A 25,154-nucleotide genomic window follows, 5' to 3' on the forward strand; every position below is an offset into this window, starting at 1 on the left:
CTCTGGGTGTCCGGGGCCGCTTCGTCTCTTCGGACGAAAAACGCGGTGCATTGTGCGCCATACACTTGCGCGCAAACGTCTCTTGCATGTCACGGCATCCCCACCATGAACCCTTCACTTCCCTCTTTGGCCGAGCGCCAGGCCGCGCTGCGCGAGCTGGTGGACCGCCTGAGCCTCACCCCGCTGGACGATGACCGCTTCGAGGGCGGTCACATCGACATCGGCAGCCCCTCGGTGTTTGGCGGCCAGGTGCTGGGCCAGGCCCTGATGGCCGCGGCCCGCACCGTGAGCGGCCAGCCGGTGCACTCGCTGCACGGCTACTTTCTGCGCGCGGGCGACAAGGCGGTGCCCATCGTCTACGAGGTGGACCGCGTGCGCGATGGCGCCGGTTTCACCATGCGCCGCGTGGTGGCGCGCCAGCACGACCGCACCATCTTCGTGATGTCGGCCTCGTTCCACCGCCCGGAAGACGGCCCCGAGCACCAGCGCGAGATGCCCCAGGCCCCGGATCCCGAAGGCCTGCGCGACGAGCACGAAGCCCGCCTGGCCTTGCGCGAGCAATTGCTGCCCTTTGCCCGCGCCGTGGTGGACCAGGCGCGCGCCATCGAAATTCGCCCGGCCGACCCGGTGCACCTGCTCACGCCCGAGCCCGCGCCGCCCTACAGCCGCACCTGGTTCCGCGCTGCCGGCGCCTTGCCCGATGACCCGCTGATCCACCAGGCGCTGCTGGCCTATGCGTCTGACTTCAGCCTGCTGGGCGTGGCCATGCGCCCGCACGGCATGAGCTTCATGCAGCCAGGGCAGCAGATCGTGAGCCTGGACCACGCCATGTGGTTCCACCGCGATTTCCGCTTCGACGACTGGCTCTTGTACGAAACCGATTCGCCCTCGGCCTCGCAGGGCCGGGGCTTCTGCCGCGGCAGCCTCTTTGCGCGCGACGGCCGCCTGGTGGCCTCGGTGGCGCAAGAGGGCCTGCTGCGCCGCCAGCGTCGCTGAGGCGACTGGCGCGGGGCGTGGCCCGGCCTCGCTTTCGTCGCTTCGGACGATGCCCGCGCCCTCGCGCCTGCCTAGACTGGTCTCCATCGTCGGCTCACGCCGGCTTCGAGGAGACCGCAGGTGTTTGAAGGACAGAGCATTCGCGTCAGCGCGCTGACGACCCCCGGCGTTTACGAGCTGTGTTTTGACCGCCAGGGCGAGGCGATCAACAAGTTCGACAACCGCACCGTGGCCGAGCTGGACCAGGCCACGCGCTGGCTGGCCGCCCAGCCCGACCTGAAGGGCGTGCTGGTGAGCAGCGCCAAAGACGTGTTCATCGTGGGCGCGGACATCACCGAGTTCGGCCAGAAGTTCAACAAGCCGGCCGAGCAGATCGCGGCCGACGTGGCCCAGAGCAACCTGACCTTCGTGGCCTTTGAAGACCTGCCCGTGCCCACGGTGCTGGCCATCAATGGCTATGCATTGGGTGGCGGGCTGGAGATGGCGCTCACCGCCAGCGTGCGCGTGATGGCCACCACCGCCCAGGTGGGCGTGCCCGAGGTGAAGCTGGGCCTGTTCCCCGGATTTGGCGGCACGGTGCGCCTGAGCCGCGTGGCCAGCCCGGCGGTGGCCGCCGACTGGGTGGCCAGCGGCCGCCCCGCCAAGGCCGATGCCGCCCTGGCCGCTGGCGTGGTGGACGCCGTGGTGCCGCCCGAGGCCCTGCGCGAGACCGCACTGGACTGGCTGCGCCGCGCCATGGCCGGCGAGGTGGACTGGGCCGCGCGCCAGCAGCGCAAGCGCGTGCCAGTGCCGCTGAGCGCCGCCGAGCTGAAGGCCGTGTTCGACGCCGCGCGCGAGAAGGCCACGCGCCAGACCCCGCCGCACCAGCCCGCCGCGCGCATGGCGCTGGACATGATGGAACACGCCGCCACGCTGGACCGCGCCGGTGCCCTGGCGCAAGAAGCCCGCGTGTTCGGCGAGGTGGCGCGCACGCAGGCCGGCGTGTCGCTGGTGCAGACCTTTTTGAACGAGCAGGCGCTGAAGAAACTCTTCAAGCGCCACGCCAAGGCCGGCACGCCGGTGCGCCGTGCCGCCGTGCTGGGCGCGGGCATCATGGGCGGTGGCATCGCCTACACCAGCGCGCTGCGTGGCGTGCCGGTGCGCATGAAAGACATCCATCAGGCCGCGCTGGACCTTGGCATGGCCGAAGCCGACAAGCTGCTGGGTCGCCAGGTGCAGGCCGGCCGCCTGAGCGACGAGAAGGCCGCCACGGTGCGCGCGGCCATCACACCGCAGCTTGACGAAGCCGGCTTCGACCAGGTGGACTGCGTGGTGGAGGCCATCGTGGAGAACCTGGGCGTCAAGCGCCAGGTGCTGGCCGCGCTGGAAGAGCGCGTGGCCCCGGGCACGGTGATCGCGTCCAACACCTCAAGCCTGCGCATTGACGACATCGCCCAGCCCCTCAAGCGCCCCGACACCTTCGTGGGCATGCACTTCTTCAACCCGGTGCCGCTGATGCCGCTGGTGGAGGTGATTCAGGGCAGCCGCACCAGCGAGGCCGCCGTGTCCACCGCCGTGGGCTACGCGGTGGCCATGGGCAAGACGCCCATCGTGGTGAAAGACTGCCCGGGCTTTCTGGTGAACCGCGTGCTCACCGCCTACATGCGCGGCTTTCTGCAACTGGTGGCCGACGGCGCCAACTTCGAGGCCGTCGACCGCGTGATGGAGGCCTTTGGCTGGCCCATGGGCCCCGCCTACCTGGAAGACGTGGTGGGCATGGACACCGGCAGCCACGTGAGCGACGTGATCTCGGCCGGCTACCCCGAGCGCATGCCCCGCCTGGAACACGACGCCCTGCGCCTGATGGCCAGCGAAGGCCGCTTCGGCCAGAAGAACGGCCGTGGCTTCTACCGCTACGAACCCGACCCCAAGGGCAAACCGCGCCGCTCCACCGCGCCCGAGGCGCACGAACTGCTCAAGCGCATTCAGCCCAAGGGCCAACACAGCTTCAGCGACGCCGAGATCGTGGACCGCATGATGCTGCCCATGGTGATCGAGGCCGCGCACGCCCTGCAAGACGGCGTGGTGGCCACCGCCGCCGAACTCGACATGGCCATGCTGCTGGGCATTGGCTTCCCCGCCTACGCCGGCGGCCCGCTGAAGTGGGCCGACTGGATCGGCCTGGGCGACATCGTGGCGCGCTGCGACCGCCTGCGCCACCTCGGCCCCGCTTATGAGCCCACGGCCCGGATGCGCGAGATGGCCGCCCGCGGCGAGCGATTCCACCCCCTGTGAAGCCGCCCCCTTTTTGTTGATTGCCTATCTCTGGAGACCGACCCCATGAAACTCGATGCCACCATTGCCGCTGTTGTCACCGGCGGCGCCTCCGGCCTGGGCGCCGCCACCGCGCGGCGCCTGGCCAGCCACGGCGTGAAAGTGGCCCTGTTTGACCTGAACGAAGCCCAGGGCGAGGCCCTGGCGCGCGAGATCGGCGGCGTGTTCTGCCGCGTGGACGTGACCAGCGAAGAGCAGGTGGACGCCGCCTTCGCCAAGGCCCGCGCCGCCCACGGGCAAGAGCGCGTGCTGGTGAACTGCGCCGGCACCGGCAACGCGGTGAAAACCGCCAGCCGCGACAAGACCACCGGCGAGATCAAGCACTTTCCGCTGGCCAACTTCGACCGCATCATCCAGATCAACCTGGTGGGCACCTTCCGCTGCATCGCCAAGTCGGCCGCGGGCATGCTCACGCTCGATCCACTGGAAGACGGCGAGCGCGGCGCCATCGTGAACACCGCCTCGGTGGCCGCGCAAGACGGCCAGATGGGCCAGGCCAGCTACTCGGCCAGCAAGGCCGGCATCGTGGGCATGACCCTGCCCATCGCCCGTGACCTGATGGGTGAAGGCATTCGCGTCAACACCATCCTGCCCGGCATCTTCAACACCCCGCTGTTGCAGGGCGCGCCCGACAACGTGAAGGCCGCGCTCGCCGCTTCGGTGCCTTTCCCCAAGCGCCTGGGCAACCCCGAGGAATACGCCCACCTGGCCGAGACCATGATCACCAACGGCTACTTCAACGGCGAAAGCGTGCGCCTGGACGGCGCCATCCGCATGGCCCCGCGCTGAGCGCGGCGGCTGCCCTGCACCCGTCGGCGCCGGCGGGGCAGGGCGTTGGAGAAAGGCCTGGCGGCTCAGCGCCCCAGCAGGGCGCGCGCCACCAGTTCTTTCATGATCTCGCTGGTGCCGCCGTAGATGCGCAGCACGCGGGCGTCGGCCCAGAAGCGGGAGATGGGGTATTCGGCCATGTAGCCGTAGCCGCCGAAGAACTGCAGGCACTGGTCGGCCACGCGGCTGAAGAGTTCGCTGGTGTGCAGCTTGATGGCGGATGCCGCGTCGGGCGTGAGCTGGCCCAGGGTGTAGGCGTGCACGCCCGCGTTCAGGAAGGCCTCGCCAGCGGCGATGTCGGTGGCGACCTGGGCCAGGGTGAAGCGGGTGTTCTGGAACTGGGCCACGCTCTGGCCGAAAGCCTGGCGCTCTTGCACGTAGCGCACGGTCTGCTCCAGCGCGCCCTTGGCGCCGTGGATGGCCTGCACGCCAATGATCAGGCGCTCGCGCGGCAGCTCTCGCATCATCTGCACGAAGCCTTGGCCTTCCACGCCGCCGAGCAGGGCGTCGGCGGGCACGCGCATGTCCTCGAAGAACAGCTCGGAGGTGTCGCCGGCGTGCTGGCCCACTTTTTCCAGGCGGCGCCCGCGCGAGAAGCCGGGGGTGCGGGTGTCCACCAGGAACAGGCTCACGCCTTTGGCGCCGGCGGCGGCGTCGGTTTTGGCGGCCAGCACGATGAGGTCGGCGTTCTGGCCGTTGGAGATGAAGATCTTGGAGCCGTTGATGACGTAGTGATCGCCCTCGCGCCGCGCGGTGGTGCGGATGTTTTTCAGGTCGCTGCCGGCGCCGGGCTCGGTCATGCCGATGGCGGCAATGGCCTCGCCGCTGGCCATGCGCGGCAGCCAGTGCTGGCGCTGGGCCTCGGTGCCGAAGTGCAGCAGGTAGGGCGGGATGATGTCGTTGTGCACCTGCAGCCCGCCCACGAAGCCGGCGTAGCCCCGGCGCGAGAGCACCTCCACCACGGCGAAGGAGAAGGCCACGCTGGCGCCTGGGCCGCCGTAGGCCTCGGGCACGTCGGCGCAAAGGTAGCCTTGCGCGCCCAGGCGGGCGAACAGCTCGCGCGGCACCTGGCCGGCGCGTTCCCAGTCGCGGTAGTGGGGCTCGATCTCGGCGTCGCAGAAGCGGTCAAGCGATTCGGTGAACAGGGCCAGGTCGGCGCGTTCGTCGGCGCTCAGGAGGTGGTTGGTCAGCATGGGCAGTCGGTCAAGAAGAGGGAAGGGGGTTACTGGGTCTGTTCGCGGCCGCGCGCCTGCACGGCGGTGCGGCGCTGTTCCAGGGCCTCGGCGCTCTGGTGGCGGGCCCAGTCGCGCGAGTGCCGTTTTTCCAGGGCCAGGGCCTCGCCCAGGGGCAGGCACTCGCCCTCGTTGAGCACGCGCTTGTAGGCGCGCAGGGCCTCGGGCAGGGCGCTGACCATGTCGGCCGCCAGGGCCAGGGCGGCGGGCAGCAGCTCGGCTTCGGGCAGCACGCGGTTGACCAGGCCCCAGCGCTCGGCGGTGGCGGCGTCGATGAAGTTGCCGCTGAAGGCCATCTCGCGCGCGCGGCCACGGCCGATGAGGCGCGGCAGCTTTTGCGACAGGCCCCAGCCGGGCATCACGCCGATGCGGGCGTGGGTGTCGGCAAAGCGGGCCTCGGTGGAGGCCAGCAGCAGGTCGCAGGCCAGGGCCAGCTCGAAGCCGCCGGTGATGGCCACGCCGTGCACGGCGCCGATCACCGGGCCGGGAAAGGCCTCCAGCGCGGCCACCGGGTCGGCGGCGGCATCGGACAGGCCGGTCTGGCCGAGCTCTTTCAGGTCAAGCCCGGCGCAGAAGGCGCGGCCGGCGCCGGTGAGCACCAGCACCCGCACCTCGGGGTCGGTGGCCAGGGCCTGGGCGGCGTCGGCAATGGCTTGGCGCAGGGCGTGCGACAGGGCGTTGAGCGCCTGCGGGCGGTTGAGGGTGAGCACGGCGCAGCCGGGCTGGGGGCGGGTGACGAGCAGCAGGTCGGTGGGCATGGCAAGGGGTGGTGGGGTGGGGCCAGTGTGCCTGGGTGGCTGACGGGAAAAATCGTCGATTCGGACGAAGCTGGCAATCCCGCGTGAGACACAGAATGGCCACATCCCAACCCCCATCAAAGTGAGATTTGCCATGTCTGAAGCCTATATCGTCGCCGCCACCCGCACCGCTGGCGGCCGCCGGGGTGGTCGCCTGGCCGGGTGGCACCCGGTGGAGCTGGCCGCGCGCGTGCTCAATGACCTGATCGACCGCACCGGCGCCGACCCGGCCCTGGTGGAAGACGTGTTCATGGGCTGCGTGAGCCAGGTGGGTGAGCAGTCCACCAACGTGGCGCGCAACGCGGTGCTGGCCTCCCGGCTGCCCGAGTCGGTGCCCGGCACCTCGATCGACCGCCAGTGCGGCTCGTCGCAGCAGGCCATTCACTTCGCGGCCCAGGCCGTGATGTCGGGCGCCATGGACGTGGTGATCGCCGCGGGCGTGGAATCGATGACCCGTGTGCCCATGTTCAGCCCCTCGTCGCTGGCGCAGAAGGCCGGCATGGGCTACTACCAGAGCCCCTCGGTGAACCGCCGCTACCACGACGTGGTGTTCAGCCAGTTCATGGGCGCCGAGATGATGGCCAAGAAGTACGGCCTGAGCAAAGACGAGCTGGACCGCTACGCCCTGCTCAGCCACCAGCGCGGCGCCGCCGCCACCCAGGCCGGGCGCTTCAAGGACGAGATCCTGGCCGTGCCGGTGCGCACCGCCGACGGCGAAGAGACCGCCGAGATGCACAGCAGCGACGAAGGCATTCGCTACGACGCCACGCTGGAAGGCATCCAGAGCGTGAAGCTGCTGCAGGAAGGCGGCGTGATCACCGCCGCCAACGCCAGCCAGATCTGCGACGGCGCCACCGGCGTGATGGTGGTGAACGAGCGCGGCCTCAAGGCCCTGGGCGTGAAGCCGCTGGCGCGCATCCACCACATGACCATGATCGGCCACGACCCGGTCATCATGCTGGAGGCCCCCATCCCCGCCACCGAGCGCGCGCTGCAGAAGGCCGGCCTGAAGATCAGCGATATCGATCTTTACGAGGTGAACGAGGCCTTCGCCTCGGTGCCGCTGGCCTGGGTGAAGCACCTGGGCGCCGACCCCGAGCGCCTGAACGTGAATGGCGGCGCCATCGCCCTGGGCCACCCCCTGGGTGCCTCGGGCACCAAGCTCATGACCACCCTGGTGCACGCGCTGCAGCAGCGCGGTGGCCGCTATGGCCTGCAGACCATGTGCGAAGGCGGCGGCATGGCCAACGTGACCATCGTCGAGCGCCTCTGATCGTCCCCACGGCTCACGGTCGCGCCGCAAGCGACCGCCCCCCCGAGGGCGCGCCTGCTGGCGCCCCGGGGCCTGTTGACCCAACACACAAGAGACCGTCATGACCCAGACCAAGACGGACCACGGAGACAACACCCTGCTGCGCATTGAAGGCGTGACGGTGCGCTTTGGCGGCATCGTGGCGCTGGACGGCGTGAGCTTTGAGGTGCGCCGCGGCGAGATTTGTGCCCTCATCGGCCCCAACGGTGCCGGCAAGAGCACGCTGTTCAACTGCCTCTCGCGCCTGTACGAGTGCAACAGCGGGCGCATTGCCTTCGATGGCCTGCCCCTGTCCACCATGCCGCGCCACCGCATGGCCGGCATCGGCATTGGCCGCACCTTCCAGAACCTGGCGCTGTTTCGCACCATGACCGTTCGCGAGAACGTGCTGGTGGGCTGCCACAGCCAGCACCACGCCGGCTTCCTGCGCAACGCCTTTCGCCTGCCGGGCGTGGCCCGCATCGAGGCGCAGGCCCAGGCTCGCACCGATGAGCTGCTTGACTTCATCGGCCTGCGCACCGAGGCCGACCGCGTGGTGGGCGACCTGCCCTTCGGCACCCAGAAGCGGGTGGAACTCGCCCGCGCGCTGGCCGCCAACCCCAAGCTGCTGCTGCTGGACGAGCCGGCCTGCGGCCTCAACCACGAAGAGCTGCACGGCCTGGGCGAGCTGATTCGCGACATCCGCGACCGCCTGAAGGTGACGGTGCTGCTGGTGGAACACCACATGGGCCTGGTGATGGGCATTTCCGACCGGGTGGTGGCGCTGAACTTTGGCAAAAAGATCGCCGAGGGCACGCCCGCCGAGGTGCGCGCCCACCCCGAAGTGATTCGCGCCTACCTGGGCGAAGCAGAAGAGGAGGCCGCATGACTGCGCTGCTGCAAGTGCGCGGGCTGCACGCCCGCTATGGCAACACCCGGGTGTTGCACGGCATTGACCTGGACGTGGCCGAGGGCCGCGTCACCGCGCTGCTGGGCGCCAACGGCGCGGGCAAGACCACCACGCTGCGTGCGCTGTGCCAGTTCATGGCGCAGACCAGCGGCAGCATCCAGCTCGCCGGGCAAGAGCTGGTGGGCCGCTCCACCGAGCAGATCGCCCGCCTGGGCGTGGGCCACGTGCCCGACGGGCGCGGCACCTTCATGGGCCTGAGCACCGAAGAAAACCTGCGCCTGGGCGCCTACTCGCGCGGCAGCCGCGAGGGCATGGCGCAAGACATGGAGCGCATCTACGGCTACTTCCCCCGCCTGCGCGAGCGCGCCAGCCAGCAGGCCGGCACCTTGTCGGGTGGCGAGCAGCAGATGCTGGCCATCGGCCGCGCCCTCATGGGCCGCCCGCGCCTGCTGCTGCTGGACGAGCCTTCGTTCGGCCTGGCCCCGCTGGTGGTGAAAGACATTTTTTCCATCATGCGGCGCATCAACCAGGAAGAGAAAGTCTCCATCCTGCTGGTGGAGCAAAACGCCCGCCTGGCCCTGGAGCTGGCCGACACCGCCTACCTGCTGGAGACCGGGCGGGTGGTGCTGAGCGGCCCGTCGGACGACATGAAACGCAACGACGCGGTGCGTCGCGCCTACCTCGGCGAATGAGGCACTGGAGCGCCAACGCATGAACGAATTTCTGCACCAACTGCTCGCCGGTCTGGCCACCGGCGGCATCTACGCCAGCGTGGCACTGGCCCTGGTGATGATTTACCAGGCCACCCACCACATCAACTTCGCGCAAGGCGAGATGGCCATGTTCTCCACCTTCATCGCGTGGATGTTCATCCAGGCGGGCTTGCCCTACTGGTTGGCCTTCGCGGCCACGGTGGTGGTGTCTTTCGTGCTGGCCGCGGGCATTGAGTTCGTGGTGATCCGGCCCATGCACCGCGCGCCCGAGCTGTCGGTGGTGGTGGTGTTCATCGGCCTGCTGGTGATCTTCCACAGCCTGGCCGGCTGGATCTTCGGCTACACCATCAAGCCCTTCCCCAGCCCCTTCCCGGCGGACGCCTGGTTCGCCTCGCCGCTGATGTCGGCGCACGAGGTGGGCGCCATCGTGGTGGCCCTGCTGATGGTGGCCATGCTGTTTGCCTTCTTCCGCTTCACGCCGCTGGGCCTGGCCATGCGGGCCGCCGCGCAGAACCCGGCGTCGTCGCGCCTGGTGGGCATTCGCGTGGGCCGCATGCTCATGCTGGGCTGGGGCCTGGCCGGGGCCATCGGCGCGGTGGCCGGCATGATGGTCGCGCCCGTGGTCTTTCTGGACCCGCACATGATGACCGGCGTGCTGCTCTACGCCTTTGCCGGCGCGCTGATCGGTGGCATCGACAACCCGGTGGGCGCGGTGCTGGGCGGCTTCCTGGTGGGCGTGCTGGAAAACCTCATGGGCACCTACGTGGTGGGCACCGAGCTGAAGCTCTCGGTGGCCCTGGCCCTCATCGTCGGCGTGCTCATCGTCAAGCCCTCGGGGCTGCTGGGCAAGAAGATCGTCACGCGAGTCTGAAGCAATGAACACCACCACTTCCTCTCTGCCCATGGGCGCGCCAGCGCCCGCCGTCTCTGCCCGCCGCGCCATGCGCTGGCCCTGGGTGCTGCTGGCGATTGCGCTGGCCTGTGGCCTGCTGTTCGTGCTCAAGGGCTACCAGCTCTTTCAGGCCACCATGGTGCTGGCCTACGCCATTGCCTTGCTGGGCCTGAACATGCTCACCGGCTACAACGGCCAGATCTCGCTGGGCCACGGCGCCTTCTTCGCGCTGGGGGCGTATGCCGCCGGCATCCTGATGGAGCACGCCGGCGCGCCCTACTGGGCCACCGTGCCCGCCGCCGCCGTGGTGTGCTTGGCCGTGGGCTACCTGTTCGGCCGCCCGGCCTTGAAGCTGGAGGGCCTGTACCTGGCGCTGGCCACCTTCGCCCTGGGCGTGGCCATGCCGCAGTTGCTCAAGTACAAGCACCTGGAGGCCTGGACCGGCGGCGTGCAAGGCATCGTGCTCATCAAGCCCGACGCGCCCTTTGGCCTGCCGCTCACGCAAGACCAGTGGCTGTATGTGTTTGCCCTGGGCGTGACGGTGGTGATGTTCCTCATCGCCCACAACCTGCTCAGCAGCGGCACCGGCCGCGCGATGCGCGCCATTCGCGACCACGCCATGGCCGCCGAGGCCATGGGCGTGGACAACCGGCACTACAAGTCCATGACCTTCGGCGTGTCGGCCGCCTTCACCGGCGTGGGCGGCGCGCTCTCGGCCATCGCGGTGCAGTTCGTCTCGCCCGATTCGTTCACGCTGTTCCTGTCCATCTCGCTGCTGGTCGGCATCGTGGTGGGCGGCGTGGGCACGCTGTGGGGCGCGTTCTTCGGCGCCATCTTCATCATGTTCGTGCCCAACCTTGCCGAGCAGGTGTCCAAGGCGGCGCCCTGGGCGGTTTATGGTGTGGTGCTCATCGCCATCATGTTCGCCATGCCCGGCGGCGTGATGGGCCTGCTCAACAAGCTGCGCGCCCGCGCCTGAGGCCTGCCATGCCCGACACCCCAGACCTGCTGCTGCAAGAGCGCCACGGCGACGTGGCTGTGCTCAAGCTCAACATCCCCCAGCGACTGAACCCGCTGGCCATGCCCCTGCAAGAGCGCCTGCACGCCGCGCTGGCCGCGCTCGCGGCCGACCGCAGCGTGCGCGCCCTGGTCATCACCGGCGAGGGCAAGGCCTTCTGCGTGGGGGCCGACCTGTCCAGCATGCAGCCCGCCAGCGGCCAGAGCCTGGGCGAGCAGACCGCGCAGGCCATGGAGGCTTTGTCGAACCGGCTCATTCAAGACATTCGCGAGCTGCCCTTTCCGGTGGTGAGCGCCGTCAACGGCCCCTGTGCCGGCGCTGGCGTGGGCCTGGCCCTGGCGGCCGACGTGGTGGTGGCCGCCCGCTCGGCCTATTTCTACCTGCCTTTCATGCCGCGCCTGGGCATCGTGCCCGACCTGGGCACCACCTGGTTCCTGGAGCGTTTCGTGGGCCGCGCCCGCGCCGTGGGCCTGAGCCTGCTGGGCGATCGCCTCTCGGCCGAGCAGGCCCAGCAATGGGGCCTGATCTGGGGCGCGGTGGACGACGCCAACCTCGCCACCGAGGCCCTGGCCCTGGCCCAGCGCCTGGCCCGCCTGCCAGCCCACGCCGCGCAAGAGATTCGCGCCGTGTACGAGAACGCCGGCCAGGCCAGCCTGGTGGACCAGATGCGCCTGGAGGCCGAGCGCCAGCGCGAACTCATCGACCGCCCCACCTTTGCCGAGGGCGTGCAGGCCTTCCTGGGCAAACGCGAGCCGGTGTTTCCGCCGCGTTGAGGGCTTTGGGGCGTTCAAGACAAAGGGCCTTCGCGGGCCCTTTGTGTTTTGGGGTCGGCCAAGCCCTTCAATTCACCGCCCGCGCCCGGCCTTTCCAGAAGGTTTCGCGCAGTTGGTACTTGAGCATCTTGCCGGCCGGTGAAAGCGGGATCTCGGGGCGGAACTCCACGCTGCGCGGGCATTTGTAGCCGGCGATTTCGCGCTTGCAGTGGGCAATCAGTTCCTCGGCCGTGAGCGCCTGGCCGGCGCGCAGCACCACCACGGCGTGCACGCGCTCGCCCCACTTCTCGTCGGGCACGCCGATCACGGCGCACATTGACACCTGCGGCAGCTGGGTGATCGCGTTTTCCACCTCGGCCGAGTACACGTTTTCGCCGCCGGTGACGATCATGTCCTTGAGGCGGTCGACCACGTACACAAAGCCTTGTTCGTCCATGTAGCCGCCGTCGCCGGTGTGCATCCAGCCGTCGCGCAGCACCTCGGCGGTCTGCTCGGGCTTGTTCCAGTAGCCGGCCATCACCATGGGGCCGCGCGCGGCGATCTCGCCCACGGTGCCGGTGGGCACGGGGCGGCCGTGTTTGTCGACGATGCGCACCTCGGCAATGGGCACCGGGCGCCCGGCGGAGCGGCGCAGGTGGGGCGGGGCCTCGGCGGTGTGGCACGAGGCGGGCAGGGCGGTGATGACGGGGGAGAGTTCCGTCATGCCGTAGACCTGGCAGAAGCGCACGCCGGGCAGGGCCTTGAGGGCTTGCAGCAGCAGGGCGTCATCAATGGGGGCGGCGCCGTAGAGGATGGTGTGCAGGCTGCTGGTGTCGAACTCGGCGAAGCGCGGGTGTTCGATCACGCGCTTGAGCATGGTGGGCACCAGAAAGGTTTCGGTGGCGCGCTCTTGCTGCACGGCCTGCAGAAAGGCCACCTCGTCAAACGTGGCCATGAGCACCTGCGGGCACAGGCGCAGCATGAGCTGCAGGGTCAGGCCCGCGCCGCCCACGTGGAACATGGGCGCGGTGTTGATGCCCACCGCGTCGTTGGCGCGTTCGGTGGCGGCCACGGTGGAGAGCTGGCTGATGTAGAGGTTGGCGTGGGTGAGCATCACGCCCTTGGGGCGGCCGGTGGTGCCGCCGGTGTACATCACGGCGGCCAGGTCGTCGCCGCTGCGCCGGGCATCTGGCACGGGCTGGGCGCGGGCCATCAGCGCTTCAAGGTCGGCCACGCCGTCGGGCGCGCTGCCGTTGCCGAAGAACAGGCGCAGGCGCAGCGACTTCGAGAGGCCCGGCAGGCCGGCGGCCACGGCGCTGAAGTGCTCGTCAAAGAGCAGCACCTGGGTGTCGCTGTCGTCCAGTGAATAGGCCACTTCCTTGTCGCTCCAGCGGATGTTCACCGGGTTCACCACGGCGCCGGCCCACCAGGTGGCGTAGAGGTATTCCACGTAGCGGTCGGAGTTCAGGCCCATCATGGCCACGCGGTCGCCGGGGCGCACGCCCTGGGCCTGCAGCACGGCGGCCAGGCGGGCCACGCGGTCAACGAAGGTGGCGAAATCGCGGCGGCGCTCGCCGCAGATGAGGACGGTGGCCTGGGGCTTTTCCTGCAGGCCTTTGTGCAGGGGCTGGGTGAGTTGCATCGGGGTGGTCCTGGAAGGGCGGGCGGCCCTCCCGCGGGCCGCGCCAGGGCACTGTGGTGCATGGCGATGGTGCGCGCATCGTCTGAACCGACGACCTGAGTCGCTGGGCGATTTGACAGCTTGCGCAATTTCGTCAGTTCCGACGATGCCGACATCCGCCCCGATTTCTACGATGCCCATCCATGGACTGGTGCCGCGTGGACTGGTCCGTGACGGTGCCCGACCCCCAAACCACAAGCAGGAGACAAGACCATGTCCAAACCCGTTGACGCCGGCCTGCGCCGGACCCTGAAGATCGGCGCCGGCCTGGCGCTGGCCAGCGCCTTCCCCCTGGTGCGCGCGCAGAAGAAGTACGACACCGGTGCCACCGACACCGAGATCAAGCTGGGCAACCTGTCGCCGTACTCGGGCCCGGCCTCGGCCTATGGCACCTGCGGCAAGTCGATGGCGGCCTACTTCAGCCAGCTCAACGCCGCCGGTGGCGTGAACGGCCGCAAGATCAACTTCCTCACGCTGGACGACGCGTACAACCCGGCCAAGTCGGTGGAGCAGACGCGCAAGCTGGTGGAGCAAGACGAGGTGCTGCTGATGTTCGCGGCCCTGGGCACCTCGCACAACATGGCGGTGCAGCGCTACCTGAACGCCAAGAAGATTCCGCAGCTCTTCGTGAACACCGGCGCCACCCGCTTTGGCGACCCGAAGGCCAACCCCTGGACCATGGGCTGGCAGCCCACCTACCAGGCCGAGGGTCGCATGTACGCCAAGCACATTCTGCAGACCAAGCCCAACGCCAAGATCGGCGTGCTGATGCAGAACGACGACTTCGGCAAGGACTACATGAAGGGCCTGGTGGACGGCCTGGGCGACAAGGCCAAGACGCACATCGTGCAGCACCTCACCTACGAGGTGACCGACCCCACCATCGACAGCCAGTTGGTCACGCTCAAGAGCGCGGGTTGCGACGTGTTCGTGAGCATCACCACGCCCAAGTTCGCGGCCCAGGCCATCCGCAAGGCGGCCGAGCTGGGCTGGAAGCCCGAGCACTACCTGGTGAGCGTGTCGCAGTCGATGACCTCGGTGCTCAAGCCCGCGGGTTTCGAGAACGCGGTGGGCGTGATCTCCTCCACCTACCTGCTCACCCCGTCCGACCCGGCCGCTGCCGGCAACAAGGACGTGGCCGCGTACCTCGCCGCCATGAAGCAATACCACCCCAGCGGCGACCCGGACGATTCGCTCAACGCCATCGGCTACTCGGTGGCCGCCACCATGGCGCAGGTGCTGCGCCAGTGCGGCGACAACCTGACCCGCGAGAACGTGATGAAGCAGGCCGCCAGCCTGAACTTCGTGCCGCCCATGCTGTACCCCGGCATCGAGGTGAAGACGTCGGCCGACGACTTCTTCCCCATCGAGAAAAAGATCCTGCAGCGCTTCAACGGCAAGGCCTATGAAGCCATGGGCCAGGTGATGGCCGCTTGATCGGCGGCTGACCGCGCCCCCCAATCGGAGAACGCCCTTATGCATGGATTGATGCAAGACCGCCCGCTGCTGATCTCGTCGCTCATCGAGCACGCGGCGCGCTTTCACCCCGACACCGAAATCGTGTCGCGCCTGCCCGAAGGGCCGATGCACCGAACCACCTGGGCCGGCGTGGCCAGGCGCTCGCGCCAGGTGGCCAACGCCCTGGCCAAGCTGGGCATTCAGCCCGGCGAGCGCGTGGGCACGCTGGCCTGGAACTCGTACCGCCACTTGGCGCTGTACTTCGGCGTCTCGGGCACCGGCGCGGTGCTGCACACGGTGAACCCGCGCCTGTTCCCCGAGCAGATCGACTACATCGTCAACCACGCCGAAGACCAGGTGCTGTTCTTTGACATCACCTTCGCCCCGCTGGTGGAAAAGCTCGCGCCCGCGCTCAAGACGGTGAAGGCCTTCATCGCCATGACCGATCGCGAGCACATGCCCGCCATCCAGGTGCCCAACCTGCTGTGCTTCGACGAGCTGATGGACCAGCAGAGCGACCAGTACACCTGGCCTGAGTTCGACGAGAAAAACGCCTCGTCGCTCTGCTACACCTCGGGCACCACCGGCAACCCCAAGGGCGTGCTGTACTCGCACCGCTCCACCATGCTGCACACGCTCATGGAGCTGGCGCCCGACACCTTTGGCATCGCCTCGACCGAGACGCTGATGCTCATCGTGCCCATGTTCCACGCCAACGCCTGGGGCGCGCCCTACGCCGCGGCCATGGTGGGCGCGCGCCTGGTGCTGCCCGGCCCGCACCTGGACGGCCAGAGCGTCTACCAGCTGATGCGCGACGAGCGCGTGACCTTCTCGCAAGGCGTGCCCACGGTCTGGATGATGCTGTTCCAGTACCTTGACCAAAACCCGCAGCTAGACCCCAAGGGCCTGGGCGTGAAGCGCATCGGCATTGGTGGCGCGGCGGTGTCGCGCGCCGTGCTGGAACGTTTCGAGAAGCAGTTCGGCGCCGAGGTGGTGCAGGGCTGGGGCATGACGGAAACCAGCCCCATCGGCGTCATCAGCAAGCTGCTGCCCAAGCACGCCGGCATGCCCGAGGAAGAGCTGGTCAAGGTCAAGCTCAAGCAAGGCCGTGGCGTGTGGGGCGTGGACCTGAAGATCGTGGACGCCGACGGCAAGGCACTGCCCTGGGACGGCGTGGCCTATGGCCACCTGCACGTGCGCGGCCCCTGGATCGCCAGCGGCTACTTCCGTGGTGAGGGCGGCGAGGTGCTCGACGCCGAGGGCTACTTCCCCACCGGCGACGTGGCCACCATCGACCCCGACGGCTTCCTGCAACTGGTGGACCGCGCCAAGGACGTGATCAAGTCCGGCGGCGAATGGATCTCGTCCATCGACGTGGAAAACGCCGCCATGTCGCACCCCGGCGTGGCCGAGGCCGCAGTGATCGGCGTGTCGCACCCCAAGTGGCAAGAGCGCCCGCTGCTGCTGGTGGTGCCGCGCGCCGGCGCCGAGGTGAGCAAGCAGTCCATGCTCGACCACCTGAGCAGCCGCATCGCCAAGTGGTGGCTGCCCGACGATGTGCTGCTGGTGGACAGCCTGCCGCACACCGCCACCGGCAAGCTGCTCAAGACCAAGCTGCGCGAGCAATACCGCGACCACCAGTTGCCCGGCGCCTGAGGCCGCCAAGCGCACCAAACAAAACAGGCCCCAGCGGGGCCTGTTTTGTTTTGCTTTACCAGCCTGGGCGAAGAGGGCAGGGGATTTAGTCCCCCACCACCGCGCTGGCGCCGCCGTCCACCGGCAGCAGCGCGCCGGTGATGTGCTTGCCCGCGTCGCTGGCCAGCAGCAGCACCGCGCCCTTGAGCGCCTCGTCATCGCCCACGCGGCGCAGCGGCAGGCGCGCCACCAGCGGCTCAATCGTGCCGGGCTGCAACAGGTGCTGCGCCATCTTGCTGGGGAACACACCGGGCAGGATGGCGTTCACGTTGATGCCGTGCGGCCCCCACTCGCAGGCCAGCGCGCGCGTGAGGCTGGCCACCGCGCCCTTGCTGGCGTGGTAAGCCGCCGCGCGCATGCTGCCCACCGTGCCGCCCAGGGCCGCGATGGACGAGACGTTCACCACTCGCCCGCCACCGCGCGGCAGCATGCTGCGCCGCGCCACCTCGCGCGTGAGCAGGAACACGCCCCGGGCGTTCAGGTCCATCACCTTGTCCCAGGCGTCCATGGGGTGGTCTTCGGCTGGGGCGCCCCAGGTGGCGCCCGCGTTGTTCACCAAGATGTCGATGCCGCCCAGCGTGGCCAGGGCATGCTCCACCAGGGCCATCACCTGCGCGTCGTCGCGGCCATCGGCGGCGAAGGTGTCCACCGTGTGGCCGGCGGCGCGCAGTTCGGCGGCGGCGGCGTCCAGCTCGGCTGCCTTGCGCGAGCTGATCAACAGCCGCGCCCCGGCCTCGCCCAGCGCGTGCGCAATCTGCAGGCCCAGCCCGCGCGAGCCGCCCGTGACCAGGGCGGTGCGACCGCGCAGGTCGTGCAATTGGTGAATGGTTCGGGCGGGGGCCATGGGCAGTCTCCTGTGGTGTGTCTGGGGTTGAACAACACCACAGGCTATGCGCCCCGCCCCAGTCGGGCATCGTCGGATCGGACGAATGGGGGGCGGGTAGCCCCGCCATCATCAATTCAGATGCTTGTGCCTGCGTTTATTGGAGATTCGGCGCGGGCGCTGTGGGCTCTCGATTTCCAGGGAAGGTCTTTTGGCCTTGTGCTTATGTCATCCACTGGGCGGCCGTGGCGAGCCAATCCTTCAAGTCCTCGGGGCCGGAGTCGGTGTCCGGTTCGGCGGCCCCTTTACTGGCAGGCTCAGGAACATGGCGCCGCTCAATGGAATGCAGGCGCCATAAAAGCGCTGATCGAAACAGACGGGACGGTCTGGTGTTGGCTGGCGCCTTCGCCATGCGCGCTGGTCAGCGGCTCAAAGCCTTGTGGCTGCTCTCCGTCGGTTCCGGGCTTGAAGGCCATCACGGTCAAGGTCTGCTTGGTGTCGTCCAGGCGAATGCCGATGCGATAGCCCAGCTTCGCTGGGGTAGAGCCAAGCCTCGGTAGGCTCGGGGCAATCGGTGTCGCTGGCGCAGGGCAGCATCGACTGGATCCAGTCGATGCAACGTAGAAGCTGGGGTGCGTACTCCTGGTGCTGCGGTGGAAGCGCAAGAACATCCTTGCCCCGGCTGAGTGCCGATTGGCTTGTGGTGGCGACGTCTGATCAGCGGCTTCGCTCAGGCAGACTGGGCCTGGCGCGGTAGGCCGCCTGTGTGGGTCATCCGCCGCCACGCGCGTGCTCAACTAATCCAGAGGCCCTCGGCTTCCTGCTCTTGTGTGCTGACCTGGATCTGATCCAGGACAGCTCGCGGACATTGGGTCAAGTGCCGATGAGCGATGCGTTTGAGGACAGGCAATAGCTCATCGGCGACCGGCTCCCATTGATGCTCGCGCCAGTAGGCTTTCATCGTCGTCCAGGTATCTTTCCAGTCGGCGGAATACACAGATTCCGTGCAGTCCGTTGCATTGAGAAAAGCGCGGGGCGGGGTGCGCTCGCCTTTGCACACCAGATCCACGATGGTGTTGATCTTGCGGTGAATCCACAGTCCCTTGGGCAGTTCGATGGGCCGTCGTCTGGTGGCTATCAGGTGTTGGTTCATGATCAACACCAGCAAAATGAAGCGCGTCTGCTGAGGGCGCAGCTTCACATCCTTGGGCGTGATCACGGCATCGCTGGACAGGGGCACGGGCGGGGCACTTGCCTGGCAGGCAACTTCAAGCATCTCCTGCAACATGGCCTCCACCGCTTTGCAGAAGTGGTCCAGGTTGGGGATGAACTCGATGAGCTGGGGCCACAGTCGCTGGGCATCGACCAACGTCAGTTTGTAGGGTGTCTTGTGGCTTGCGCTCGCATCGATCGGGAGCAGCAGCACGTCATGGATCAACAGCTGGGCCAGCTCTCGAGGGCGCAACGGGGCCAGGTGCTGCCGCATGGCGCCAAGCGCCAATGGCGCGAGGTGGTATTTCACGGCCAGGTACACCTCTTCGAAGATGGTTCCCCGCGCCGAGATGATGGGCGCTGTGTGCTCGTCCAGCCCATTATCTGTTTCTCGTTTGAGGTAGTCATCGATGATGGATTCGAATTGCTCGGCATCCGACTTGTTGAGCTTTTGCAGGAAGTCGTAATCGTCTTCGTTGGGCGTCGATCGTAGGTATCGAACCAGTTCGGCGAAGGAGCCAAGGGCGCTGGCGAAACCAGCCAGCGGCGAGGGTTCCCCGTTGTTATTGGAGGCATCAGGGGCGTGATCGAACAGCTTGGCGCCGTAGCCCAGATCGTTGAGTACCTTCTGGATATCTTGCTCTTTCGCCACGTGCAACGCCTTCAAGTCGGCCTTGGTTTTCTTGGTGTTGTGCAGGTCGCGTATCAGGTATGACAAGAGGTCGATCAGCGTGGCCATTTCGCTTTCGCGGTAGAGCATGGGGGCGTCCGACAGCAGCTGGGCGACCTTTTTCGTGGTCTGCGAGGTGATCTCTTCTGGTGGTAGTTTCCCCGAGGGCGTGTCCACAGGGCCAGGCAAACGAGATGACCAGCGAACCCGCTGGGCCAGGTACTGCAGTCGCAGATCGAACAGCAATTGGCTCTTGCCCATGCATTCGATACCGCCCTGTTTATCGATGGGGGCAATCACGGTGTGCCACACGTCTTCTCCTGCGGGCTCGTCGCCAAGGTGCTTCAAGCCGAACAGAATCTGCCCCATCGTCTGCGCTGAAGGCGGCAGCTCCTGCATCTTTCCGAATTCTTTGGGCTCGCTTTCGACCTGTCGGCACCACTGCTCCACCAGGTCGCCCAGCAGGTTGATGTTCTGGGTAATGCTGGTCTGCACCAGGATGCTGGGTGCCTCGTCCCACAGCTTCTGTGGGCTGCCTGGGTTGCAGACATCCAGCACGGCCTGGCGAAAGTCCAGATAGCGTTTGATCACATCGCCGGGAAGGCTTTGGGCAAAGGCCAGTCTGGCGACGTAGTTCTCGAAATGCCAGATGAACTCCATGACCGTGTCGCGATCGTTCTCGTGGCACATGGTGGCGGCGGCATCGCGGCTCCTCTCCTTGTCGGCCTGCGGGTTCGGGGCCTGAGAGGCGGTCAGGGGTTTGCCGGTGAAATACCGGCCCAGAAACTCCGCCACCTCCAACTCAACGGGCTGGTCTGGTGGCGGTGCCGCCTTCTGGCGCGGCGCATGGATCTTGTCGTTGATCTTCTCCAGTGAATCGAGAAACGCGGTGAGGGTGGCGTTTTCCGCGTCGAGGGCTTCCAGCTGCTGCCGTTTTTCATTCGCCTTGGCAGCGAGTTTGCGCAGGAGGCTGGCCTCGGTCAGCGTCAGGCGGGAGTCGTTCCGATTGAGCCACTCGCCAACGGTGGTCTCGGTTTGCCGCAGCAGCTGGAGAGCCACGTCGAGGTTCTTGGTGCTCAGAGCGCCTTTGAGCATGGGCAGCAGGAAAACGATGGCCTGGGCCGGATCGACGGCGCCAATGGCCTGGGCCAGCGCCAGCAGATGGTGCGGAATGACCAGGCAAGCCGGCAGGTCGAGCGAGTAGCGCAGGCGCTGGTCTGGCTGGCTGTTGTTCTGCGGCCTGCGCGACGCCTGGATCACCGCATCCAGAGGCCCTTGTAGCTCGGGTTGCTCCAGAAGGCTCGCCTGCACCTTGGGCGACAGCAACCAATCCTGCAGGCAATCCGATCGCTCTTGCGGGGTGACCGCGGCAGGGGACTGGCGATCGAGTGTTTGCGCCGTGGCGCTCAGCAGCCGGCGCTCCACGCTGCGCAAGCCCTCGGTGTCGCCGTCGTCATCGCGCTTTCGCTTGCGCATGGCGCCGGGCTCGTCTGCGGGGTTGGCCTCGGAGTCGTCGCAACTGGGGGAGGGGCAGTCGTCATACTCAACGCCGACGAAGTCGTAGAGGTCGAGATCGTCGTTCGACGGGGAGAAGGCGTACTGCTGGTCCCCGGGGTAGAAGGGGTGATCGTCCTTATCGTTGTATTCCATGGTGACTCCTGGGGGTTACTTCAACAGGCGCACAGCGGCGTCGAACCATTCGCGAAGTGCGGTCGGGCACTCGCTGGCCTTCAGGTCTTCGTCGCGGAGTTGGACGCCCAGCAAGGCGGTGCCATTGATCGGCATCCAGGCGCCATACAACTGGCCATCGAAATACAGAGGTTCGAGCAGGTGCTGGTGACGATGGCCACCGGGCATCACGTCCAGGTGGGCGTTGCCGGGCTCGGGCGGTGCCAGGGCCAGGCCGCACGCCATGACCGTGAGCGACTGCGCCTCAGGCGCGAGCCGCATGCCAATGCGGTGAGGCGCAAAGGGCACGCGAATCCAGGCCTCATCGGGTGAGGTGAGTTCGGCGGGGTAGTCGTCGGGGGTGTTGGTGTGCTGGCGCAGCAGTTCAGCGATCCAGTGGATGCACTGCGTCAGTTCTTGGTGAGAGCTCATTTTGCATTGGCATAGGCGCAAGAAAATCCTCGCCCCCCTTGGTTGCCCAGAGGCTCTTGGTGACGCACCTGTGCAGCGCCCTAGGCGTCTTGTTTGATGGGGCCGCAGCCCTTAGGGGGAGCGCCCGCGGCCAATGCAGGCCGCGCGGCACGGGCCAGCGTCAGCCGGCCAGCAGGCGTTCGCGCAGTGCCTGCAACTCGGTGGCGCTCAGGCCGGCCGGCCCTTGCAGGTAGCGCTGCACGCCGCCGTGGCGCTGGTCGATTTCGTCAAAGGCCGCGTGCAGAAAGGCCGGCTGCACCTGCCAGAGCACGTTCATCACGTGCGCCGGCCCATGGCCCTCGGCGCCGGGGTCGCGACGGTAGAGGCGGTTGGTGAGCAGGTAGTCGTCCAGGATGGTGTCGCGCTCCACCCCCAGCACGCTCAGCAGCAGGGCGGCGGCGTAGCCCGTGCGGTCTTTGCCGGCGGTGCAGTGAAAGACCAGCGGGTCGTCGTGGGAGGCCAGGTGGCGCAGCAGGCGCCCGAATGTGGCGGCGTGTTCGGTGACGAAGTCGCGGTAGGTCTCGCACATCATGCCCACCGTCTGTTCGGTGCTGGGCACCGCACCGTCTTGCATGAAGGCATTGAGCCGGCGGAACACCGAGGGCTCCACGCTCAGGGGCAGCACCCGCACGCCTTCGATGGCGTAGGGCGTGGCCGCGCGTTCCTGCACGCCACGAAAGTCGGCGCTGACGCGCACGGGCAGGGCGGGCAGGGCGCGCGCGCCCTCGGCCGTGAGGCGGGCCAGGTGGTCAGAGCGGTACACCGCGCCAGCGCGCACCCGGCGCCCGTCGCGCGCCTTCAGGCCGCCCAGGTCGCGAAAGTTGGACGCGCCTTCGGTGATGGTGCGCAGCAGGTCGGGGGAGGGGGTGTGGTCGGCCATGGCGCGATTGTGGCCATGCCTTGGCGACAGCACGGTCACCAAGGCAACCCGTTCCCTGGCAGCGCACGTGCCGGCATGGTCACCCACTGGCTTGGGTTGGCCGGGGCGATGGGCGCACGGCCCTGTCTCATCTCAAGCTGAAAGGATTCACCCGATGCACCCAGACCCCGCGTGGCCGCCGTTTCCCCTCCTGGGGCTGCCGCCAGACACCCCGCAGACCCTGGCCGATGCGCTGGCGCTGTGGGCAAACGACACCTTGGCCCATCAAGCCGCCTGTCTGGCCCTGGCAGGCAATGGTGGTCTCCACCTGACGCCGCTGCCCGCTTGCCACGCGTGGGTGGAACGCATTTGCAAGGCCCTGGTGGCCGGTGCGCGCGATCCGCTGCCGGGCGGTGGTCGGCCCATCCTGCTTCTGGGGGTGCCAGACTTGGAGGATTGCCCGGACGATCTGCTGCCCAGCCTGGCAAGGCTGCAGGAGATGGACACGCTTGACCGGTTGGGTGGCGTCCGCCTGGCCCTGCCCGGCATGGTGGCCACCCGCCTCGCCATGTGCCGTGGCAGGGGTGGCTTGGCGGTTTCTCAAGATCAGCCGGCCCAGTCCGCCAACGCCTTCTCGGGCGAGCACACCCTGGGCGAAGAGACCCCGTTGTTGCCCAAGGCGCGTGGCACTGGCGGCACGGACCGCTGCGTGGTGTCTTGAGCAGCGGCGCGGGTGGGCGTTGGCCGCCTCGCCACCGGGCGGCCGACTGGGGATCAACGGCGCTGCCTGTGGTCGATTAATTGCACTCGATAGAATGGCGCACGAGCACTCGCACCACCCCATCCCTGGCTGGACTGCGAGTGCTTTGTCTTTTGAGCCGTTCTTAAGAGGTACTCATGTCGCTGCTTCCCCGTCTGTCTGCTGTTGCCCTGGCCATGGGCCTGGCCGCTTCTTCTGTTTGGGCCGACACCAAGTCGGTTGCCGTCACCGCCATCGTTGAGCACCCTGCGCTGGACGCCGTGCGCGACGGCGTGCAGGCCGCGCTGAAAGACGCCGGCTACGTGGCTGGCCAGAACCTGAAGTGGCAGTACCAGAGCGCGCAAGGCAACACCGGCACGGCCGCGCAGATTGCCCGCAAGTTCGTGGGCGACCAACCCGACGCCATCGTGGCCATCGCCACCCCCTCGGCCCAGGCCGTGGTGGCCGCCACCAAGAGCGTGCCCGTGGTGTTCTCGGCCATCACCGACCCGGTGGCCGCCAAGCTGGTGAAGAACTGGGAACCCTCCAAGACCAACGTGACCGGCGTGTCCGACATGCTGGCGCTGGACAAGCAGATGGACCTGGTGCGCCAGGTGGTGCCCAACGCCAAGCGCGTGGGCATGGTCTACAACCCCGGTGAGGCCAACTCGGTGGTGGTGCTCAAGCAGCTCAAGGAACTGCTGCCGAAGATGGGCATGACCGTGGTGGAAGCCGCCGCGCCCCGCTCGGTGGACGTGGGCAGCGCCGCGCGCAGCCTGGTGGGCAAGGTCGATGTGATCTACACCAGCACCGACAACAACGTGGTCTCGGCCTACGAGGCGCTGGTGAAGGTGGGCCAGGAAGCCAAGATTCCGCTGGTGGCTTCTGACACCGACAGCGTCAAGCGTGGCGCCGTGGCCGCCTATGGCATCAACTACCGCGACCTGGGCGAGCAGACTGGCCGCATCGTGGTGCGCATCCTAAAGGGTGAGAAGGCCGGCGACATCAAGCCCGAGCTGTCCACCAAGATGGAGCTGTTCGTGAACCCGGGTGCCGCCGAGAAGCAGGGCATCAAGCTGTCCGACGCCCTGGTGAAGTCGGCCGCGCAAGTCGTTCGCTGATCCACCGTCCGGGGCATGCCCCCGGGCCTTGCCCACTGTCTCTGACAGGTTCTTGCCGCCCGGCTCGGCCGGGCCAGCCTATCGCGGGCCGCCTCGCGCGGCTCCCTTATCGGTATGTCGCTCTTTTCCGTCCTCGGTGCATTTGAGATCGGTCTCGTCTTCAGCCTGGTGGCGCTGGGCGTGTTCATTTCATTCAGGCTGCTGCGTTTCCCTGACCTCACGGTGGACGGCAGCTTTCCCCTGGGCGGGGCGGTGTGCGCGGTGCTGCTCTCGCGCGGCGTGGACGCCTGGACGGCCACCGCCGCCGCGGCGGGCGCGGGCGCGCTGGCGGGCCTGCTCACCGGCTGGCTCAATGTGCGGCTGAAGATCATGGACCTGCTGGCCAGCATCCTGGTGATGACGGCCCTGTACTCCATCAACCTGCGCGTGATGGACGGCCCCAACGTGCCCCTCATCACCGAGCCCACGCTGTTCGTGCTGCTGCAGCCCGAGGGCCTGGCTGATTACGTGGTGCGCCCGCTGGTGCTGCTGGTGATCGTGCTGCTCATCAAGTTCGCGCTGGACGCTTTCTTCGCCACCGAGCGTGGCCTGGCCATTCGCGCCACCGGCTCCAACCCGCGCATGGCGCGCGCACAGGGCATCAACACCGGCGCCATGCTGCTGCTGGGCATGGCCATCTCCAACGCCCTGGTGGGCCTGGCCGGCGCGCTGTTCGCGCAGACGCAGGGCGGGGCCGACATTTCCATGGGCATCGGCACCATCGTGATCGGCCTGGCCGCGGTGATCGTGGGTGAGAGCATCCTGCCGGCGCGCCGCCTCATGTGGGCCACGCTGGCCGTGGTGGTGGGCGCCATCGTCTACCGCTTCTTCATTGCCCTGGCGCTCAACAGCGACTTCATTGGCCTCAAGGCGCAAGACCTCAACCTCATCACAGCCGTGCTGGTGGGCGTGGCCCTGGTGCTGCCGCGCCTGAAGGGCCGCCTGGCCAAGAAGCGCGCCTGAGCCCGACGAGGAG

The 25,154-nt window shown here is 67.9% G+C and carries 22 protein-coding genes; 14 read left to right on the top strand and 8 right to left on the bottom strand.

Going from position 1 to position 25,154, the window contains the following annotated elements; genetic code table 11:
* Positions 1-105 precede the first annotated feature (105 nt).
* The 3 genes from ACE3RQ_RS16100 to ACE3RQ_RS16110 all read left to right on the top strand — a co-directional run bounded on the left by ACE3RQ_RS16100 (position 106) and on the right by ACE3RQ_RS16110 (position 4,098).
* Positions 106-996: an acyl-CoA thioesterase gene (locus ACE3RQ_RS16100; RefSeq protein WP_374523074.1), complete on the top strand. Its 891-nt coding sequence runs from the start codon at positions 106-108 to the stop codon at positions 994-996.
* Positions 997-1,116: 120 nt separating this feature from the next.
* Positions 1,117-3,270 (top strand): fatty acid oxidation complex subunit alpha FadB, encoded by a 2,154-nt coding sequence (fadB, locus tag ACE3RQ_RS16105; RefSeq protein WP_374523075.1) that lies wholly within the window; start codon positions 1,117-1,119, stop codon positions 3,268-3,270.
* Positions 3,271-3,315: 45 nt separating this feature from the next.
* On the top strand, positions 3,316-4,098 hold the full coding sequence (locus tag ACE3RQ_RS16110) for an SDR family NAD(P)-dependent oxidoreductase (protein WP_374523076.1): 783 nt from the start codon (positions 3,316-3,318) through the stop codon (positions 4,096-4,098).
* 65 nt (positions 4,099-4,163) lie between these two features.
* Here ACE3RQ_RS16110 and ACE3RQ_RS16115 read toward each other — a convergent pair whose 3' ends face one another.
* Both ACE3RQ_RS16115 and ACE3RQ_RS16120 read right to left on the bottom strand, forming a co-directional pair.
* Positions 4,164-5,330, bottom strand: coding sequence for an acyl-CoA dehydrogenase family protein (locus ACE3RQ_RS16115; protein WP_374523077.1), 1,167 nt, complete (start codon positions 5,328-5,330; stop codon positions 4,164-4,166).
* A 29-nt stretch (positions 5,331-5,359) separates the two neighbouring features.
* A complete protein-coding gene (locus tag ACE3RQ_RS16120) occupies positions 5,360-6,127 on the bottom strand; it encodes an enoyl-CoA hydratase (protein ID WP_374523078.1) in 768 nt (255 codons plus the stop codon).
* A gap of 133 nt (positions 6,128-6,260) precedes the next feature.
* Here ACE3RQ_RS16120 and ACE3RQ_RS16125 point away from each other — a divergent pair, with 133 nt between their 5' ends.
* From ACE3RQ_RS16125 to ACE3RQ_RS16150, 6 genes are all read left to right on the top strand, one after another.
* Positions 6,261-7,439 carry an acetyl-CoA C-acetyltransferase gene (locus tag ACE3RQ_RS16125; RefSeq protein WP_374523079.1) on the top strand — a complete coding sequence of 393 codons (1,179 nt, stop codon included), beginning with the start codon at positions 6,261-6,263 and terminating at the stop codon, positions 7,437-7,439.
* A 100-nt stretch (positions 7,440-7,539) separates the two neighbouring features.
* A complete protein-coding gene (locus ACE3RQ_RS16130; protein ID WP_374523080.1) occupies positions 7,540-8,346 on the top strand; it encodes an ABC transporter ATP-binding protein in 807 nt (268 codons plus the stop codon).
* Positions 8,343-9,059 carry an ABC transporter ATP-binding protein gene (locus ACE3RQ_RS16135; protein WP_374523081.1) on the top strand — a complete coding sequence of 239 codons (717 nt, stop codon included), beginning with the start codon at positions 8,343-8,345 and terminating at the stop codon, positions 9,057-9,059. The genes ACE3RQ_RS16130 and ACE3RQ_RS16135 overlap by 4 nt, the downstream gene beginning before the upstream one ends.
* 19 nt (positions 9,060-9,078) lie before the next feature.
* On the top strand, positions 9,079-9,951 hold the full coding sequence (locus tag ACE3RQ_RS16140; RefSeq protein ID WP_374523082.1) for a branched-chain amino acid ABC transporter permease: 873 nt from the start codon (positions 9,079-9,081) through the stop codon (positions 9,949-9,951).
* A 70-nt stretch (positions 9,952-10,021) separates the two neighbouring features.
* Positions 10,022-10,951: a branched-chain amino acid ABC transporter permease gene (locus tag ACE3RQ_RS16145; protein ID WP_374523108.1), complete on the top strand. Its 930-nt coding sequence runs from the start codon at positions 10,022-10,024 to the stop codon at positions 10,949-10,951.
* An 8-nt stretch (positions 10,952-10,959) separates the two neighbouring features.
* Positions 10,960-11,763 carry an enoyl-CoA hydratase-related protein gene (locus tag ACE3RQ_RS16150; RefSeq protein WP_374523083.1) on the top strand — a complete coding sequence of 268 codons (804 nt, stop codon included), beginning with the start codon at positions 10,960-10,962 and terminating at the stop codon, positions 11,761-11,763.
* 67 nt (positions 11,764-11,830) lie between these two features.
* Here ACE3RQ_RS16150 and ACE3RQ_RS16155 read toward each other — a convergent pair whose 3' ends face one another.
* Positions 11,831-13,384 carry a long-chain fatty acid--CoA ligase gene (locus tag ACE3RQ_RS16155; protein ID WP_374523084.1) on the bottom strand — a complete coding sequence of 518 codons (1,554 nt, stop codon included), beginning with the start codon at positions 13,382-13,384 and terminating at the stop codon, positions 11,831-11,833.
* 252 nt (positions 13,385-13,636) lie between these two features.
* Here ACE3RQ_RS16155 and ACE3RQ_RS16160 point away from each other — a divergent pair, with 252 nt between their 5' ends.
* Both ACE3RQ_RS16160 and ACE3RQ_RS16165 read left to right on the top strand, forming a co-directional pair.
* Positions 13,637-14,860, top strand: a complete 1,224-nt coding sequence (locus ACE3RQ_RS16160) for an ABC transporter substrate-binding protein (protein WP_374523085.1) — start codon at positions 13,637-13,639, stop codon at positions 14,858-14,860.
* A gap of 39 nt (positions 14,861-14,899) precedes the next feature.
* Positions 14,900-16,537, top strand: a complete 1,638-nt coding sequence (locus tag ACE3RQ_RS16165) for a 3-(methylthio)propionyl-CoA ligase (RefSeq protein WP_374523086.1) — start codon at positions 14,900-14,902, stop codon at positions 16,535-16,537.
* An 85-nt stretch (positions 16,538-16,622) separates the two neighbouring features.
* Here the strand turns inward: ACE3RQ_RS16165 and ACE3RQ_RS16170 are convergent, their stop codons facing one another.
* From ACE3RQ_RS16170 to ACE3RQ_RS16190, 5 genes are all read right to left on the bottom strand, one after another.
* Complete coding sequence (locus tag ACE3RQ_RS16170; protein WP_374523087.1) at positions 16,623-17,420, bottom strand: SDR family oxidoreductase; 798 nt, start codon at positions 17,418-17,420, stop codon at positions 16,623-16,625.
* 314 nt (positions 17,421-17,734) lie between these two features.
* Complete coding sequence (locus tag ACE3RQ_RS16175; RefSeq protein ID WP_374523088.1) at positions 17,735-17,875, bottom strand: hypothetical protein; 141 nt, start codon at positions 17,873-17,875, stop codon at positions 17,735-17,737.
* A 317-nt stretch (positions 17,876-18,192) separates the two neighbouring features.
* The gene (locus ACE3RQ_RS16180; RefSeq protein ID WP_374523089.1) at positions 18,193-20,931 is read right to left on the bottom strand and encodes a hypothetical protein; all 2,739 of its coding nucleotides are present in this window, start codon (positions 20,929-20,931) and stop codon (positions 18,193-18,195) included.
* A 15-nt stretch (positions 20,932-20,946) separates the two neighbouring features.
* Positions 20,947-21,381, bottom strand: a complete 435-nt coding sequence (locus ACE3RQ_RS16185; protein ID WP_374523090.1) for a hypothetical protein — start codon at positions 21,379-21,381, stop codon at positions 20,947-20,949.
* A 160-nt stretch (positions 21,382-21,541) separates the two neighbouring features.
* Positions 21,542-22,300: a tyrosine-protein phosphatase gene (locus ACE3RQ_RS16190; RefSeq protein WP_374523091.1), complete on the bottom strand. Its 759-nt coding sequence runs from the start codon at positions 22,298-22,300 to the stop codon at positions 21,542-21,544.
* A 154-nt stretch (positions 22,301-22,454) separates the two neighbouring features.
* Here ACE3RQ_RS16190 and ACE3RQ_RS16195 point away from each other — a divergent pair, with 154 nt between their 5' ends.
* The 3 genes from ACE3RQ_RS16195 (at position 22,455) to ACE3RQ_RS16205 (ending at position 25,141) form a co-directional block, all read left to right on the top strand.
* On the top strand, positions 22,455-23,000 hold the full coding sequence (locus ACE3RQ_RS16195) for a hypothetical protein (protein ID WP_374523092.1): 546 nt from the start codon (positions 22,455-22,457) through the stop codon (positions 22,998-23,000).
* 176 nt (positions 23,001-23,176) lie between these two features.
* The gene (locus ACE3RQ_RS16200) at positions 23,177-24,139 is read left to right on the top strand and encodes an ABC transporter substrate-binding protein (RefSeq protein WP_374523093.1); all 963 of its coding nucleotides are present in this window, start codon (positions 23,177-23,179) and stop codon (positions 24,137-24,139) included.
* 114 nt (positions 24,140-24,253) lie between these two features.
* On the top strand, positions 24,254-25,141 hold the full coding sequence (locus tag ACE3RQ_RS16205; protein WP_374523094.1) for an ABC transporter permease: 888 nt from the start codon (positions 24,254-24,256) through the stop codon (positions 25,139-25,141).
* Positions 25,142-25,154 lie beyond the last annotated feature (13 nt).

Origin of the sequence: Hydrogenophaga sp., assembly GCF_041913525.1 — a bacterium.
Taxonomy (GTDB): domain Bacteria; phylum Pseudomonadota; class Gammaproteobacteria; order Burkholderiales; family Burkholderiaceae_C; genus Hydrogenophaga.

Coding starts and splice junctions, on each gene's coding strand:
- ACE3RQ_RS16190 (WP_374523091.1), bottom strand. CDS start 22,300: ATGGCCGACCACACCCCCTCCCCCGACCTGCTGCGCACCATCACCGAA.
- ACE3RQ_RS16155 (WP_374523084.1), bottom strand. CDS start 13,384: ATGCAACTCACCCAGCCCCTGCACAAAGGCCTGCAGGAAAAGCCCCAG.
- ACE3RQ_RS16110 (WP_374523076.1), top strand. CDS start 3,316: ATGAAACTCGATGCCACCATTGCCGCTGTTGTCACCGGCGGCGCCTCC.
- ACE3RQ_RS16140 (WP_374523082.1), top strand. CDS start 9,079: ATGAACGAATTTCTGCACCAACTGCTCGCCGGTCTGGCCACCGGCGGC.
- ACE3RQ_RS16195 (WP_374523092.1), top strand. CDS start 22,455: ATGCACCCAGACCCCGCGTGGCCGCCGTTTCCCCTCCTGGGGCTGCCG.
- ACE3RQ_RS16185 (WP_374523090.1), bottom strand. CDS start 21,381: ATGAGCTCTCACCAAGAACTGACGCAGTGCATCCACTGGATCGCTGAA.
- ACE3RQ_RS16200 (WP_374523093.1), top strand. CDS start 23,177: ATGTCGCTGCTTCCCCGTCTGTCTGCTGTTGCCCTGGCCATGGGCCTG.
- ACE3RQ_RS16125 (WP_374523079.1), top strand. CDS start 6,261: ATGTCTGAAGCCTATATCGTCGCCGCCACCCGCACCGCTGGCGGCCGC.
- ACE3RQ_RS16130 (WP_374523080.1), top strand. CDS start 7,540: ATGACCCAGACCAAGACGGACCACGGAGACAACACCCTGCTGCGCATT.
- ACE3RQ_RS16115 (WP_374523077.1), bottom strand. CDS start 5,330: ATGCTGACCAACCACCTCCTGAGCGCCGACGAACGCGCCGACCTGGCC.
- ACE3RQ_RS16165 (WP_374523086.1), top strand. CDS start 14,900: ATGCATGGATTGATGCAAGACCGCCCGCTGCTGATCTCGTCGCTCATC.
- ACE3RQ_RS16160 (WP_374523085.1), top strand. CDS start 13,637: ATGTCCAAACCCGTTGACGCCGGCCTGCGCCGGACCCTGAAGATCGGC.
- ACE3RQ_RS16100 (WP_374523074.1), top strand. CDS start 106: ATGAACCCTTCACTTCCCTCTTTGGCCGAGCGCCAGGCCGCGCTGCGC.
- ACE3RQ_RS16175 (WP_374523088.1), bottom strand. CDS start 17,875: ATGGCCTTCAAGCCCGGAACCGACGGAGAGCAGCCACAAGGCTTTGAG.
- ACE3RQ_RS16170 (WP_374523087.1), bottom strand. CDS start 17,420: ATGGCCCCCGCCCGAACCATTCACCAATTGCACGACCTGCGCGGTCGC.
- ACE3RQ_RS16180 (WP_374523089.1), bottom strand. CDS start 20,931: ATGGAATACAACGATAAGGACGATCACCCCTTCTACCCCGGGGACCAG.
- ACE3RQ_RS16150 (WP_374523083.1), top strand. CDS start 10,960: ATGCCCGACACCCCAGACCTGCTGCTGCAAGAGCGCCACGGCGACGTG.
- ACE3RQ_RS16135 (WP_374523081.1), top strand. CDS start 8,343: ATGACTGCGCTGCTGCAAGTGCGCGGGCTGCACGCCCGCTATGGCAAC.
- ACE3RQ_RS16205 (WP_374523094.1), top strand. CDS start 24,254: ATGTCGCTCTTTTCCGTCCTCGGTGCATTTGAGATCGGTCTCGTCTTC.
- ACE3RQ_RS16120 (WP_374523078.1), bottom strand. CDS start 6,127: ATGCCCACCGACCTGCTGCTCGTCACCCGCCCCCAGCCCGGCTGCGCC.
- ACE3RQ_RS16145 (WP_374523108.1), top strand. CDS start 10,022: ATGCGCTGGCCCTGGGTGCTGCTGGCGATTGCGCTGGCCTGTGGCCTG.